The organism is uncultured Intestinimonas sp., assembly GCF_944387245.1.
Taxonomy (GTDB): domain Bacteria; phylum Bacillota; class Clostridia; order Oscillospirales; family Oscillospiraceae; genus Intestinimonas.
In genome coordinates, this window is record NZ_CALXEE010000011.1 from 1 (window position 1) to 13243 (window position 13243).

Consider the following 13243-nt stretch of genomic DNA (forward strand, 5'->3'; position numbering starts at 1 on the left):
CATGGTCCCGCGGCGCTTTTTTTATTCCTTAGGCAGATCGGCACAGGTCCCCGTTTCCCTCTTGTACCAGATCAGACAGCAGGAAATATACGTTTTACAGACAGGCGCTCCTTTCTCCTGTTCCGTCAGGCCGCCTTTTCGTCAATAACAGCCCGAAGCGGTTCGTCCAGCAGGTCGGTGAAGGGCCGGTCCACGTACCACTGCCCCCGCAGCCAGTCCCCGTCCGGCGTGGAGATGCTCCAGCTGTTCCGACTCAGGTAGAAGTCCGCATCCCGTCCGTCGGAGAAGCTTACATGGAGGGTGGTGATCTCCTCCGCCGGCTCCCCGTCGAACCACCAGTAGTTCCGCAGCTCCACGGCGCTCAGCTTTTTCAAAAAGTCCTTCGCCCCGCCACCATAAACCGTGACGGGTTCCCCCTCCGCCTTCACCTGCCAGCCTCCGTCGGGGTCCCATCGGAGGTCCGTAATGCCGTTCTCCCCCTCCACCCAGGAAGAGACGCCGGAGATGGAGGACACCGGGTCCCAGCCGGGCAGCTCCTCCACCCGCAGGGTACGGAAATCGAAGAGCAGGAAGAGGACCAGCGCCGCCGCACACCCGGCGGCGACGATTCCCTTCCACCTCCGGCACTGCCGGGCGGCCAGGCCGGCCGCCCCGAAGAGGAGCAGCAGCACGGCGATCAGGCACACGCCCACCGTCCGCCGGGGCGGCGTCTTGCTGTCCCATGTATACAAATACCTGATGACCTCAAATACCAGCAGGAGCAGACACACATCCCCCATCCGGGAGGGCTCCTTCCACATTGCCCGCATGTTTTCTCGCCCCTCTCCCTCTTTTGTGCCTCCATTCTATCACGGCAAAGGGACCGGGGCAACGGCTTTCCGCCCTTAGAGCTCCTCCAGCAGACGCCGGACCGTCTGGGCGCTCTCCCGGCTCTCCGCCGCCAGGTCCAGCCACAGATTGGCCAGATCGCCGTCCTCCGCCCGTGCGGCAGCGGACCGGCATCCCTCCTCACTGCGCCGCTCGGCCAGATACCGCTCCCGGAGCCCCCCCATCACCGTGCTCTCCCGGCGCTCCCCTCCTGGGTTCTGGGGCAGATACCACACCCCGTCCAGCAGGAAGCAGGCCACCGCCAGCCGCTTGCTCCTCCGCCGGGCAGAGGCGGCCAGGCCCCGGAGCTGCCGCCCCGCCGGCCGGTTCCCCATCCGCCGGGCCAGGGCCTCGTAGGCCGCCGCCCCCGCCAGAGCCTCCCCCAGCGCCGCCCGCAGCTCCCCACACCGGCGCTCCATCCGCTCACCCGCGTCCGGCGCCGCCAGCGCCCGCTCCGGCGCCTGTGCCGGCAGCACCTCGATGGGGCTCTCCCCTCCGCCGCTCTCGGTCACCCGCTGCCACACCTGCCGAAAGAGCTCCCGCTCCTCCTGCGCCGCACCGCCCTGGGGCTTCTGCATCTCTTCCATGGATCACGCCTCCTAAATTCCCGTCTTTCGGTCCATACTATGCCCGTGGCCCTACGGCGTTTCCTCGAAGTTTAGGTCAGTGAAAGAAATACTTGTAAATCAATCGGAATTATGGTAAAATACTGCCGTATCGGCGGCAAGTGCCCCAAAACCGCCGCCGGCGGTTTACAGAGAAACACAAAGGAGTCCTTCACATGCTGGAGATCAGGCATTTATCTTATCAGGTGTCCGACGAGTCCGGCGAGGAGCTGGGCATCCTCAACGATGTCTCCCTCACCATCGGCGAGCACAAGTTCGTGGTCATCACCGGCCCCAACGGCGGCGGCAAGACCACCCTGGCCAAGGCCATCATGGGCCTGGTCACCCCCACCGGCGGGCAGATCCTGTGGAACGGTGAGGACATCACTTCCCTCAATATCACCCAGCGGGCCCAGAAGGGCATCAGCTACAGCTTTCAGCAGCCCCCCCGCTTCAAGGGCCTGAGGGTCCGGGACCTGCTGGAGCTCGCCTCCGGCCGGGAGGGCCTCACCCACGACGAGGAGTGCCAGTACCTCACCCGGGTGGGCCTGTGCGCCGCCGACTATATCGACCGCGAGGTGGACACCTCCCTCTCCGGCGGCGAGGTCAAGCGCATCGAGATCGCCACCATCCTGGCCCGCAACTCCGGCCTTATGATCTTTGACGAGCCCGAGGCCGGCATCGACCTGTGGTCCTTCGCCCGGCTCACCGACACCTTCCGCCAGCTCCACGACGAGCAGAAGGCCACCCTGATCGTCATCTCCCACCAGGAGCGCATCATCGACCTGGCCGACGAGATCGTCATGGTGGACCACGGCGTCATCACCCAGCACGGCGCCAAGGATGAGATCTTCCCCAAGATCCTGGCCAACACCGTGTCGGGCTGCAGCTATATGCACGGGGCCTGAAGGTTCGCCCCGTTTTCACAGACGGCCGCTCCACACCACATCCCCGCGGCCGAGAAAGGAAGCATTTGAGCCATGGACAAACTGGAAGCCAAGCTCCTCAAAGAGATCGCCGATCTGGACGGTCTCCCGGTAGGGGCCTACAATATCCGCAAGAACGGACAGTCTGACGGCCGCGTCAGCACCGCTCACATCGTCATCGACACCAAAACCGACAAGTCCGGCATCGACATCCACATCGCCCCCGGCACCAAGAAGGAGTCGGTCCACATTCCCGTGGTCCTCACCGAGACCGGCCTTACCGAGACGGTCTACAACGACTTCTTCATCGGCGAGGACTGCGACGTGGACATCATCGCCGGCTGCGGCATCCACAACTCCGGCTGCGACACCACCCAGCACGACGGCATCCACACCTTCTACGTGGGCAAGAACTCCAAGGTCCGCTACTATGAGAAGCACTACGGCGAAGGTGAGGGCACCGGCGAGCGTATCTTCAACCCCCAGACCATCGTCTACCTGGAGGAGGGCGCCTCCATCAACATGGAGACCACCCAGATCCGGGGCGTGGACTCCACCAAGCGCTACACCAAGATTGTAGTGGGCGCCGGCGGCGAGGCCGTCATCACCGAAAAGCTCCTCACCCACGGCAAGCAGACCGCTGAGTCCGAGATGGACATCGTCCTGGCCGGCGAGGATGCCACCGGCCGGGTCATCTCCCGCTCCGTGGCCCAGGACCAGTCCCAGCAGGTCTTCTACCCCCGCATGACCGGCGAGGCCAAGTGCTTCGGCCACGTCCAGTGTGACTCCATCATCATGGGTCAGGCGAAGATCAAGTCCATCCCCGCCATCGCCGCTGAGCACCCCGACGCCCAGCTTATCCACGAGGCCGCCATCGGGCGCATCGCCGGCGATCAGATCCTGAAGCTCATGACCCTGGGTCTCACCGAGGAAGAAGCAGAGGAGCGGATTCTCAATGGATTCCTGCAGTAAGCCTATCCCTATTCCTGAGGACTATTTCCTGTTCCAGGACCCCTTTTCCATTTACAACCACATCAAGATTACCGGTCTCTTTGAGGATGGCACCTCCGAGGGGGAACTTACCATCCATCCGGACAGTCTTAATCCCTACGGCATCGTCCATGGGGGCTGTCTGGCCACCCTGGCCGATACGGTGGGGGGCACCGGGGTCTTTGCCGCCACCGGCAAGCCCTGCGTCACGGTGAACTACGCCTTCAGCTTTCTCCGTCCCGCTCTGGGCTCCAACAAGAAGCTCTACTGCCGAGCCGTACCTGAGAAGCTGGGACACCGTCTGTGCGTCTACCGCCAGACCATTACCGACGACAACGGCGTAGAGGTGGCCAACGGCAACTTTACCTTCTATCTCTTGGACCACCCCATGAAGGACAAGTCCTCTCAGCCGGCGGAGTCCTGACCAAAACGCAAAATGGCCGCCCGTACGGGCGGCCATTTTCCTGCGTATGCCGCGCTCTGCACAGAGAGCGCATCGTCATTCCTGTGTACGCCTTACTCGTCCCAGTCGGCGTAGTCGTCAAACTCGGAGGGGTGGCAGCAGCAGGCTCCCTTCTCCGAAACCATGTCCTTCAGGCCGCACACAGCGCTGGTGATCTTATCCCAGTAGGCCACGACGCAGCAAATGGCAGCGGCCAGCGCCAGGGACCAGCCTACGATCTTCAGTACAAAACGGGCGACTTTCATCCCATCACACCTCCACATCTGAGTGTTATCCTTAGTCTACACGATTTTCGTGGAAATTACAATCATTCACCGCAACTTTTTCCCTTGTATTTATGGGAAAAATAGAATACAATAAATAGACCATAATTGGTGTATTCTGTCCTAGTGCTCCAAAGGAGGTACCATATGAGACTGGAAACAGAGAGGGGCGCCATCACCATCAGCCCCGATGTCTTCACCAACATCACCGGCGCCGCCGCCACCAACTGCTACGGCGTCAAGGGCATGGCGGTGCGCTCCAAGACCGACGGACTGGTCCATCTCCTGCGCCGGGAGTCCATGGCCAAGGGAGTCAAGGTCCGGTTCAATGACGATGATACCGTCTCCATCGAGCTCCACATCATTGTGGACAACGGCGTCAATCTCAACGCCGTCAGCCACTCTATCATGAGCGAGGTGCGCTATATCGTAGAGAAGGTCACCGGCGTCAAGGTCAAAAACGTGGACGTGTGCGTGGATTCCATGGTCATCGGCTGAAGTCCGGCGGCCCATTCCGTCATAGAAAGGAACATTTGACATGAGAGGAACCATTGACGGGGCGCTGCTGGCGCGGATGGTCATCCACGCAGCGGCCTCCATCAATTCCCAGAAGCAGCAGATCAACGAGCTCAACGTCTTCCCCGTGCCCGACGGCGACACCGGCACCAACATGGGCATGACCATTGCCACCGCCGCCGCCGAGCTGAAGAAGAAGGCTCCCGGCAACGTGGGCGCCGTGGCCCAGGTCAACGCCAACGCCCTCCTTCGGGGCGCCCGTGGCAACTCCGGCGTCATTCTCTCCCTTCTCTTCCGTGGCTTTGCCAAGGCCCTGAAGGACAAGGATACCGCCGACGGCGCCGACTTCGCCATCGCCCTGGACTACGGCGTGGCCACCGCCTACAAGGCGGTCATGAAGCCCGCCGAGGGCACCATCCTCACCGTCTCCCGCCTGGCCGCCCGCCGGGCCGCCGAGGCCGCCCGGGAGGACCGCTCCCTGGAGTTCGTGCTGGACGAGGCCATCAAGGAGGGCCTCATCGCCCTGGATGACACGGTGAATCAGAACCCCGTCCTCAAGAAGGCCGGCGTGGTGGACGCCGGCGGCAAGGGCTTTCTGGTCATCCTCCAGGGCATGCTGGATGAGCTCCGGGGCGAGCCCATGCCCGAGGACACCGAGGAGGGCTCTGCCGGCGAGCAGAAAACCGACTACGCCGCCATCGCCGCCGAGGAGATCACCTTCACCTTCGACACCGTCTTTATCGTCCGCAAGGACGAGCACTACAACGGTCTGGAGGCCTTCCAGGCCTACCTCAACAGCGTGGGCGACAGCCTGGTCATCGGTGAGAGCGACGACGCCTTCAAGGTCCACGTCCACACCGACATCCCCGGCGCCGTGCTCAGCGAGGCTCAGAAGTACGGCACCCTGGAGCTGGCCAAGATCGAAAACATGCGCACCCAGGCCGACGACCTGGCCGCCGGCCGCCACATCCAGAGCACCGACGACCTGGAGGAGGACGACCACGGCCACTGTGCCGCCCCCGCCTCCGCCGCCCCGGAGAAGAAGTACGGCTTTGTCTCCGTCTGCGCCGGCGACGGCATCGCCGACGTCTTCCGGGACCTGGGCGTGGATCGGGTGGTCTCCGGAGGCCAGACCATGAACCCCTCCACCCAGGACATCCTCAAGGAGATTGAGGCCACCCCCGCCGAGGTGGTCTACGTCCTCCCCAACAACAAGAACATCATCATGGCCGCCGAGCAGTGCATCCCCCTGGCCCGGGGCAAGACGGTGGTGGTCCTGCCCACCAAGACCATCCCCCAGGGCGTCTCCGCCATGCTCTCCTTTGACCCCGACGCCATCCAGGAGGACAACACCGACGCCATGACCCAGGCCATCCAGAACGTCCACACCGCCCAGATCACCTACGCCGCCCGGAACTCCGATTTTGACGGCTTCGATATCAAGGAGGGTGACTACCTGGCCCTGGCCGAGAACCAGCTCTTCGGCACCGACCGGGACCTCTCCGCTCTGCTCAAGCGCCTGGCCGAGGCCGAGCCCCAGCAGAACGCCGAGTTCATCACCATCTACTACGGCGAGGACGTCACCGAGGAGCAGGCCCAGGGCGCTCTGGAGATCTTCACCGCCGCCTGCCCCAGCGCCGAGATCACCCTTCTCTCCGGCGGGCAGCCCGTCTACTACTACCTCATCTCCGCGGAATGATCCCCGCTCCATAATAATGTATCAAGGGCGGCCGGAATGGCCGCCCTTTTCCCTTTCAGAAAGAGAGAACAGGAGGTTTATTTCCCATGTCCACCTATGACTTTACCACCCTTCGCTCCCGGCTCCATATGGGGGCTTCCAAATGGGGCCCCATGGAGAAGGCCGGCGTCACCGATCCCGACGTGATTCCCTTCTCCGTGGCCGATATGGACCTGCTGGTGGCCCCTGAGATCGTCTCCGCCCTCCAGGAGGCCGCCGCCTTCGGCGTCTACGGCTACACCGGCATGGACGAAGCCTTCCGCGCCGCCCTCATCGGCTGGATGGAGCGCCGCCACGGCTGGACCGTAGACCCCGGCTGGTTGGTGAGCAACTTTGGCGTGGTCCACGCCGCCGGTCAGGCCGTCCAGGCCTTCACCAAACCCGGCGAGGCCATCGTCACCCAGACCCCCGCCTATCCCCCCTTCAAACGCATCGCCGAGGCCACCGGCCGTCTCTTCTATGCAGATCCCCTCCGCCGCACCGACCACGGCTACGAGCTGGACCTGGACCACCTGGAGGACCTGTGTCGCCGCCCCGAGACCAAGCTCCTGCTCCTCTGCTCCCCCCACAACCCCACCGGCCGGGTGTGGACCCGTGAGGAGCTGGCGGCCATCGCCGACATTTGCCGCCGCCACGACGTGCTCATCTTCTCCGACGAGATCCACTGCGACTTCATCGCCCCCGGCCACACCCACACCGTCCTGGCCACCCTGGACGAGGAGACCGCCCACCGCTGCATCATGGGCACCTCCGCCAGCAAGACCTTCAACCTGGCCGGGCTGGCCACCTCCACCACCATCATCCCCGACCAGGAGCTGCGCCGGCAGTTCCGCGCCAAGACCGACGGCTACACCGGCGGCTTCAATGGCTACTTCGGCCTCACCGCCACCCGGGTGGCCTACGAGCAGGGCGAGCCCTGGCTGAGCGCCCTCATGGAGCACCTGAAGGGCAACTTTGAGCTGTGCAAGACTTTCCTGGCCGACCGCTTCCCCTCGGTGTGGACGGCCCCCTGGGAGGGCACCTACCTGCTGTGGGCCGACTTCTCCTCTCTGGGTCTGGACCCCGAGGCCCAGATGCGCTTCATGCGGGACGAGGCCGGGCTGTGGCTGGACGAGGGCACCATGTTCGGGCCCGAGGGGACCGGCTTTGAGCGCTTCGTCCTGGCCTGCCCCCGCCACCACCTGGAAAAGGCCCTGGAGCGCCTGGACGACGCCGCCCGGCGGCGAGGGCTCCCCCGTTGAGCCGCCTCACAGCGGACCCCCGGCTGGTCCTCTTCTTAGGCGTGCTGGGTGCCTCCTTCTCCTCCATCTTCGTCCGCTGGTCGGTGGCTCCCTCCCTGGTGACGGCCACCGGTCGCTTGGGTTGGACCGTCCTCCTGCTGCTGCCGGCTGTACTCCGGTCCCACCGGGCCGAGCTCCTGTCCTCCACAAAGCGGGACCTTCTGATGTGCGCCCTCAGCGGCGCCTGTCTGGCCCTCCACTTCTCCACCTGGTTCGAGTCCCTCAAGTGGACCTCCATCGCCTCCTCCACCGTGCTGGTATCCACCGAGGTCATCTTCTCCGCCCTGGGCTTTACCCTCTTCCTCCACGGCCGCATCCCCCGACTGGGGGTGGCCGCCATCGCTGTGGCCTTTGCCGGCAGCGTGGTGCTGGCTCTCTCCGACGCCGGAGGGTCCGGCGCCCTGGCGGGAGACCTGCTGGCGGTGCTGGCCGCTGTGGCTGTGGCCGCCTATACCCTCATCGGCCAGGTCCAGCGGGCCCGGCAGTCCACCACCGTCTACACCTTTCTCACCTACGCCTCCTGCCTCATCGTCCTGCTGGTGCTGGACGGTGCCACCGGCACCCCGGTGCTGGGCTGGGGCCTCCGTGAGGTGGGGGTGGGCCTGCTGCTGGCCGTTTTCTGCACCCTGCTGGGCCACTCCCTCTTCTCCTGGAGCCTGAAGTGGCTCTCCCCCGCCTACGTCTCTGCCGCCAAGCTGTGCGAACCCATTTTCGCCTCCGTACTAGGCCTGATTCTTTTCGGCGAAGGCATCGGACTCCTTCAGGCCGTTGGTGCCGTGGCCGTCCTGGCCGGCGTCCTCCTCTATACCAAGGCCGAGGGCCAGCATACATGAAAAACATGCCCCGTGTTCGGAAGCTGCCGGACATGGGACATGTTTTCTAAAAAGTTTTTACTTTCCCTTTTGTATTTTTTACTTTACCGTGCCAAATCACTCTTGCATTTTTTTGCTGACGGGTGTAAAATACCTCCAACCATTGCAAGTGAGGTATCTCTTCATGGACCATCGCCGCCTCACAACTGAATCCCGCTCCTTTACCTATTTTGGCTGGGCTCGATTTACGGGCACCGGCTTTTTTGGCATGGGTAAAATAGCGGGATAAAGTGAATGGGCCGGCCCTTTTGACAGGGTCGTTGTATCGTTGAACCGTGCGCTCATTGATTTTATCGTCAATGGGCGCCTTTTTTATTGCCGCGCCCTTGGCGGAAGAAGGAGAAGATCACTATGGTAATCATTATGAAACCCGGCACGAAAAATGAGGATATTGAAGCCCTGGCCGACACCTTCCGTGCCCAGGGTCTGGACGTGGGCATCACCCACGGCATCGGCTGCACCATCCTGGGTCTGGTGGGCGACACCACTGAGCTGGACATGGACAAGATCTCCATGGAGGACAACGTGGAGCGGGTCATGCGGGTCCAGGAGCCCTACAAGAAGGCCAACCGGAAGTTCCACCCCGAGGACACCGTGGTCACCGTGGGCAAGGCCCGGATCGGCGGCGGCAACTTCTCCGTCATCGCCGGGCCCTGCTCGGTGGAGAGTGAGGAGCAGATCTGCGCCGTGGCCCAGGATGTGAAGCTCTCCGGCGCGGCCATGCTCCGCGGCGGCGCCTTCAAGCCCCGCACCTCCCCCTACTCCTTCCAGGGCATGGGCACCCCCGGCCTGGACCTGCTGGTGGAGGCCCGCGCCCAGACCGGTCTGCCCATCGTCACCGAGATCATGGACCCCCGGATGGCCGAGCTCTTCGAGGAGCGGGTGGACGTGGTCCAGGTGGGCGCCCGGAACATGCAGAACTTCGAGCTTCTGAAGGAGGTTGGCAAGATGAGCAAGCCCATCCTCCTCAAGCGTGGCCTCTCCAACACCTACGAGGAGTGGATCATGTCGGCCGAGTACATCATGGCCGCCGGCAATGAGAACGTGATCCTCTGCGAGCGGGGCATCCGCACCTTTGAGACCTACACCCGCAACACCCTGGACGTATCCGCCATCCCCGCCATCAAGCAGATGAGCCACCTGCCCGTCATCGTGGACCCCTCCCACGCCGCCGGCATGTACTGGATGGTGGAGCCCCTGGCCATGGCGGCCATCGCCGCCGGCGCCGACGGCCTCATCATTGAGGTCCACAACGATCCCCCCCACGCCAAGTGCGACGGCCAGCAGTCCCTCACCCCCAAGAAGTTCGACGAGCTCATGAAGAAGGTGAAGGTCCTGGTCCCCATGATGGGCAAGACCATGATGCCCTGAAGCGGAAGGAAGTGAACGCATGAAGACCCTCTCCGTGACCCTGCCCGGCCGGAGCTACGATATCCTCATCGGCTCCGGCCTTCTCTCCCAGGCAGCTGAGCACCTGCACCGGGTGCTCCCCCGGGCCAAAAAGCTCTTTGTGGTCACCGACTCCAACGTGGCCCCCATCTATCTCTCCGCCCTGATCCCCGGGCTGGAGCGCTCCGGCTTTGAGACCGCCTGCCGGGAGATTCCCGCCGGGGAGGGCTCCAAATCCGCCGCCATGCTCAGCGCCCTCTGGGAGGACATGATGGACTTCGGCCTCACCCGCACCGACGCCGTGGTGGCTCTGGGCGGCGGCGTGGTGGGGGACCTGGCCGGTTTCGCCGCCGCCACCATCCTCCGGGGGGTGGATTTTGTCCAGATCCCCACCACCCTCCTCTCCCAGGTGGACTCTTCCGTGGGCGGCAAGGTGGCCATCGACCTCGCCCACGGCAAGAACCTGGCCGGGGCCTTCTGGCAGCCCAAGATTGTCCTCATGGACCCCGACACCCTGGACACCCTCGATGATCTCACCTTCGCCGACGGTATGGCCGAGGTCATCAAGTACGGCTGCATCCTGGACAAATCCTTCTTCGACTTTCTCTCTCTCCGGCCCAGCCGGGGTGAGATCATGGAACAGATCGAACACGTTTTGTATACCTGCTGTGATTTAAAACGAATGGTAGTGGAGGAGGACGAGCGGGACACCGGCCGTCGGATGCTCCTCAACTTCGGCCACACCGTGGGCCACGCCTTTGAGAAGATGGGCAACTATGAGACCTGGACCCACGGCCAGGCGGTGGCGGCCGGCATGTGCGTGGCCGCCCGGCTGGGTCTGGCCCTGGGCACCGGCGGAACGGAGGCCGACCTCCAGGCCCTCACCAAGTTGCTCCAGGCCTTCGACCTGCCCGTCCACATCCCCTGCTCCGACACCGACTGGCCCGTCGTGGCAGAGACCATCGGTCTGGACAAGAAGGGCGCCGGGGACAGCATCAGCCTCATTCTCCTGGAGGAGATGGGCAAGGCCAAGGCCGTGAAGCTGAAAAAGACAGAGGTGCTCTCCCAGCTCTCTGCCCTCTACGGGAGGGTCTGACTATGGACATCACCATCACACCTGGCCTGCTCGGCGGGTCCATCACGCCGCCCCCTTCCAAAAGTCAAGCCCACCGGGCCCTCATTGCCGCCGCCCTGGCGGAGGGCGTGAGCATGCTCAAAAACGTAGCTCTCTCCCAGGACATCCAGGCCACCATCCGCTGTCTGGAGACCCTGGGCGCCTCCTTCCGATGGGAGGGCGACACCCTGGCGGTCACCGGTCTGGCCGGAAAACCGGCACCCCAGGGGGAACTCCCCCTGCTGGACTGCGGCGAGTCCGGCTCCACCCTGCGTTTCCTCATTCCCATCTCCCTGGCCGTCCTGGGCGGCGGCCGCTTCACCGGCCACGGCCGGCTCATGGAGCGGCCCCAGGGCCCCTACTTCGACCTTTTTCGGGAGAAGGGCATTTTCTGCGAACAGAAGGACAGCGTACTCACCGTAAGCGGCAGGCTGGAGTCGGGAATATTCTCCCTGCCCGGCAACGTGTCCAGCCAGTTCATCACCGGCCCCCTCTACACCCTCCCTCTGCTGTCCGGGGACAGCGAGATCCTCCTCATCACCCCCCTGGAGAGCCGGGGCTATGTGGACATGACCCTGGACGTGCTGGAGAAATTCGGCGTCCGGGTGGAGAACCGGGACTACGCCTCCCTCCGGGTCCCCGGAAATCAGGCCTTCCAGGCCCGGGACCTGACGGTGGAGGCCGACTGGTCCAACGCCGCCTTCTGGTATGCCGCCGCCCTGCTGGAGAGCGACGTGGACATCCAAGGCCTGGATACCCACTCCACCCAGGGGGACGCCGCCATCGCCGGCCACTACTGGACCCTGGCCCGGCCCGCCGACGCCCAGATCGACGTGTCCGGCTGTCCCGACCTGGTGCCCCCCCTGGCCGCCATGGCCGCCCTCCGGGGGGAGGGGCTCACCACCCGGCTGGTCAACGCCGCCCGGCTGCGGATGAAGGAGAGCGACCGGCTCTCCACGGTGACCGAGGTGCTCAACGCACTGGGGGCGGACGTGGAGGAGCACGACGACTATCTGGTGATCCGCGGGAAGGACACCCTCCCCGGCGGCGTTACCGTCTCCGGCCACAACGACCACCGCATCGCCATGATGGCCGCCATTGCCGCCACCAACTGTGACGCCCCCGTCACCATCACCGGGGCGGAGTGCGTCAAAAAGTCCTACCCCAATTTCTGGGAGGACTACGAGGCCCTGGGCGGCGTCATCGCCCGGGCCCAGGCTTAAGGAGGCGTCCCCATGAAATACATCATCTTCGGCGAGTCCCACGGCCCCGCCATCGGGGTGACCCTGGAGGGGGTTCCCGCCGGTATAGAGCTGGACATGGACTTCATCCGCAGCGAGATGGCCCGCCGGGCCCCCGGCCAGAACGCCATGACCACCGCCCGCAAGGAGAAGGACGAGCCCGAGATCCTCTCCGGCGTCTTTGAGGGCAAAACCACCGGCACCCCCCTGTGTGCCGTCATCTTCAACACCGACACCCGCTCCAAGGACTACGCCAAGCTCAAAAACCTGCCCCGGCCCGGCCACGCCGACTACGCCGGCTTCGTCCGCTACCACGGCTGCAACGACTACCGGGGCGGCGGCCACTTCTCCGGCCGCCTCACCGCCCCCCTGGTCTTTGCCGGGGCCATCGCCAAGCTCGTCCTGAAGGAGAAGGGCGTCACCGTCGCCGCCCGCATCACCAACGTGGCCGGCATCGCCGACCCCACCCCCGAGGAGATGGAGGCGGCCATCCTGGCCGCCAAGGCCGATCTGGACTCGGTGGGCGGGCGCATCGCCTGCGCCGTCACCGGCCTCCCCGCCGGGCTGGGCGCCCCCGACTTCGGCTGCAACGTGGAGGGCATTTTCTCCCAGTACCTCTTCGCCGTCCCCGCCGTGAAGGCGGTGGGCTTCGGCCTGGGGACCGCCTTCGCCGACCTCCGGGGCAGCCAGGCCAACGACCCCTTCTACATGGACGGCGACACCGTCAAGACCCGCACCAACCACACCGGCGGCGTCAACGGCGGCATTACCAACGGCATGCCGGTGGAGTTTGAGGTCACCATCCGGCCCACCCCCTCCATCGCCCGGGAGCAGGACACGGTGGACCTCTCCAGCCACACCGACGCCAAGCTGGCCATCACCGGCCGCCACGACCCCTGCATCGTGCCCCGGGCGGTGCCCGTCATTGAGTCCGCCGCCGCCCTGGCCGCCTGCCAGCTGCTGGGCATCTGAGTCTACA

The 13243-nt window shown here is 64.5% G+C and carries 14 protein-coding genes; 11 read left to right on the forward strand and 3 right to left on the reverse strand.

Translation table 11 applies throughout. From position 1 onward, the window contains the following. Positions 1-125: 125 nt before the first annotated feature. Positions 126-809: a hypothetical protein gene (locus Q0K15_RS02825; protein WP_294511844.1), complete on the reverse strand. Its 684-nt coding sequence runs from the start codon at positions 807-809 to the stop codon at positions 126-128. Positions 810-884: 75 nt separating this feature from the next. Beyond that, positions 885-1454 carry a hypothetical protein gene (locus Q0K15_RS02830; protein WP_294511847.1) on the reverse strand — a complete coding sequence of 190 codons (570 nt, stop codon included), beginning with the start codon at positions 1452-1454 and terminating at the stop codon, positions 885-887. 194 nt (positions 1455-1648) lie between these two features. Here Q0K15_RS02830 and Q0K15_RS02835 point away from each other — a divergent pair, with 194 nt between their 5' ends. The 3 genes from Q0K15_RS02835 (at position 1649) to Q0K15_RS02845 (ending at position 3812) form a co-directional block, all read left to right on the forward strand. Continuing rightward, entirely contained in the window at positions 1649-2380 is a 732-nt protein-coding gene (locus tag Q0K15_RS02835) for an ATP-binding cassette domain-containing protein (protein ID WP_294511850.1), read from the forward strand. Positions 2381-2452: 72 nt separating this feature from the next. Continuing rightward, positions 2453-3370 (forward strand): SufD family Fe-S cluster assembly protein, encoded by a 918-nt coding sequence (locus Q0K15_RS02840; RefSeq protein ID WP_294511853.1) that lies wholly within the window; start codon positions 2453-2455, stop codon positions 3368-3370. Then, positions 3354-3812 (forward strand): PaaI family thioesterase, encoded by a 459-nt coding sequence (locus Q0K15_RS02845; RefSeq protein ID WP_294511856.1) that lies wholly within the window; start codon positions 3354-3356, stop codon positions 3810-3812. The genes Q0K15_RS02840 and Q0K15_RS02845 overlap by 17 nt, the downstream gene beginning before the upstream one ends. A gap of 92 nt (positions 3813-3904) precedes the next feature. Here Q0K15_RS02845 and Q0K15_RS02850 read toward each other — a convergent pair whose 3' ends face one another. Beyond that, positions 3905-4096: a hypothetical protein gene (locus Q0K15_RS02850; protein ID WP_294511859.1), complete on the reverse strand. Its 192-nt coding sequence runs from the start codon at positions 4094-4096 to the stop codon at positions 3905-3907. 165 nt (positions 4097-4261) lie between these two features. Between Q0K15_RS02850 and Q0K15_RS02855 the strand changes: the two genes are divergently transcribed. The 8 genes from Q0K15_RS02855 to aroC all read left to right on the forward strand — a co-directional run bounded on the left by Q0K15_RS02855 (position 4262) and on the right by aroC (position 13236). Next, positions 4262-4612, forward strand: coding sequence for an Asp23/Gls24 family envelope stress response protein (locus Q0K15_RS02855; protein WP_294511863.1), 351 nt, complete (start codon positions 4262-4264; stop codon positions 4610-4612). Between the two features lie 40 nt (positions 4613-4652). Next, positions 4653-6329, forward strand: coding sequence for a DAK2 domain-containing protein (locus Q0K15_RS02860; RefSeq protein WP_294511867.1), 1677 nt, complete (start codon positions 4653-4655; stop codon positions 6327-6329). A gap of 86 nt (positions 6330-6415) precedes the next feature. Then, the gene (locus tag Q0K15_RS02865) at positions 6416-7609 is read left to right on the forward strand and encodes a MalY/PatB family protein (RefSeq protein WP_294511869.1); all 1194 of its coding nucleotides are present in this window, start codon (positions 6416-6418) and stop codon (positions 7607-7609) included. Then, positions 7606-8481 carry a DMT family transporter gene (locus Q0K15_RS02870; RefSeq protein ID WP_294511873.1) on the forward strand — a complete coding sequence of 292 codons (876 nt, stop codon included), beginning with the start codon at positions 7606-7608 and terminating at the stop codon, positions 8479-8481. Before Q0K15_RS02865 ends, Q0K15_RS02870 begins: the two co-directional genes overlap by 4 nt. Before the next feature lie 390 nt (positions 8482-8871). After that, positions 8872-9891 (forward strand): 3-deoxy-7-phosphoheptulonate synthase, encoded by a 1020-nt coding sequence (gene aroF / locus Q0K15_RS02875; protein WP_294511876.1) that lies wholly within the window; start codon positions 8872-8874, stop codon positions 9889-9891. Positions 9892-9910: 19 nt separating this feature from the next. Next, positions 9911-11005 (forward strand): 3-dehydroquinate synthase, encoded by a 1095-nt coding sequence (aroB, locus tag Q0K15_RS02880; protein ID WP_294511879.1) that lies wholly within the window; start codon positions 9911-9913, stop codon positions 11003-11005. Between the two features lie 2 nt (positions 11006-11007). Beyond that, positions 11008-12246 (forward strand): 3-phosphoshikimate 1-carboxyvinyltransferase, encoded by a 1239-nt coding sequence (gene aroA, locus Q0K15_RS02885; RefSeq protein ID WP_294511882.1) that lies wholly within the window; start codon positions 11008-11010, stop codon positions 12244-12246. Between the two features lie 12 nt (positions 12247-12258). Next, complete coding sequence (gene aroC / locus Q0K15_RS02890; protein WP_294511885.1) at positions 12259-13236, forward strand: chorismate synthase; 978 nt, start codon at positions 12259-12261, stop codon at positions 13234-13236. Positions 13237-13243: the final 7 nt, after the last annotated feature.

Excerpts from the sequence above, each read along its gene's own strand:
- Q0K15_RS02825 (WP_294511844.1), bottom strand. The coding sequence starts at position 809 with ATGCGGGCAATGTGGAAGGAGCCCTCCCGGATGGGGGATGTGTGTCTG.
- Q0K15_RS02830 (WP_294511847.1), bottom strand. The coding sequence starts at position 1,454 with ATGGAAGAGATGCAGAAGCCCCAGGGCGGTGCGGCGCAGGAGGAGCGG.
- Q0K15_RS02835 (WP_294511850.1), top strand. The coding sequence starts at position 1,649 with ATGCTGGAGATCAGGCATTTATCTTATCAGGTGTCCGACGAGTCCGGC.
- Q0K15_RS02840 (WP_294511853.1), top strand. The coding sequence starts at position 2,453 with ATGGACAAACTGGAAGCCAAGCTCCTCAAAGAGATCGCCGATCTGGAC.
- Q0K15_RS02845 (WP_294511856.1), top strand. The coding sequence starts at position 3,354 with ATGGATTCCTGCAGTAAGCCTATCCCTATTCCTGAGGACTATTTCCTG.
- Q0K15_RS02850 (WP_294511859.1), bottom strand. The coding sequence starts at position 4,096 with ATGAAAGTCGCCCGTTTTGTACTGAAGATCGTAGGCTGGTCCCTGGCG.
- Q0K15_RS02855 (WP_294511863.1), top strand. The coding sequence starts at position 4,262 with ATGAGACTGGAAACAGAGAGGGGCGCCATCACCATCAGCCCCGATGTC.
- Q0K15_RS02860 (WP_294511867.1), top strand. The coding sequence starts at position 4,653 with ATGAGAGGAACCATTGACGGGGCGCTGCTGGCGCGGATGGTCATCCAC.
- Q0K15_RS02865 (WP_294511869.1), top strand. The coding sequence starts at position 6,416 with ATGTCCACCTATGACTTTACCACCCTTCGCTCCCGGCTCCATATGGGG.
- aroF (WP_294511876.1), top strand. The coding sequence starts at position 8,872 with ATGGTAATCATTATGAAACCCGGCACGAAAAATGAGGATATTGAAGCC.
- aroB (WP_294511879.1), top strand. The coding sequence starts at position 9,911 with ATGAAGACCCTCTCCGTGACCCTGCCCGGCCGGAGCTACGATATCCTC.
- aroA (WP_294511882.1), top strand. The coding sequence starts at position 11,008 with ATGGACATCACCATCACACCTGGCCTGCTCGGCGGGTCCATCACGCCG.
- aroC (WP_294511885.1), top strand. The coding sequence starts at position 12,259 with ATGAAATACATCATCTTCGGCGAGTCCCACGGCCCCGCCATCGGGGTG.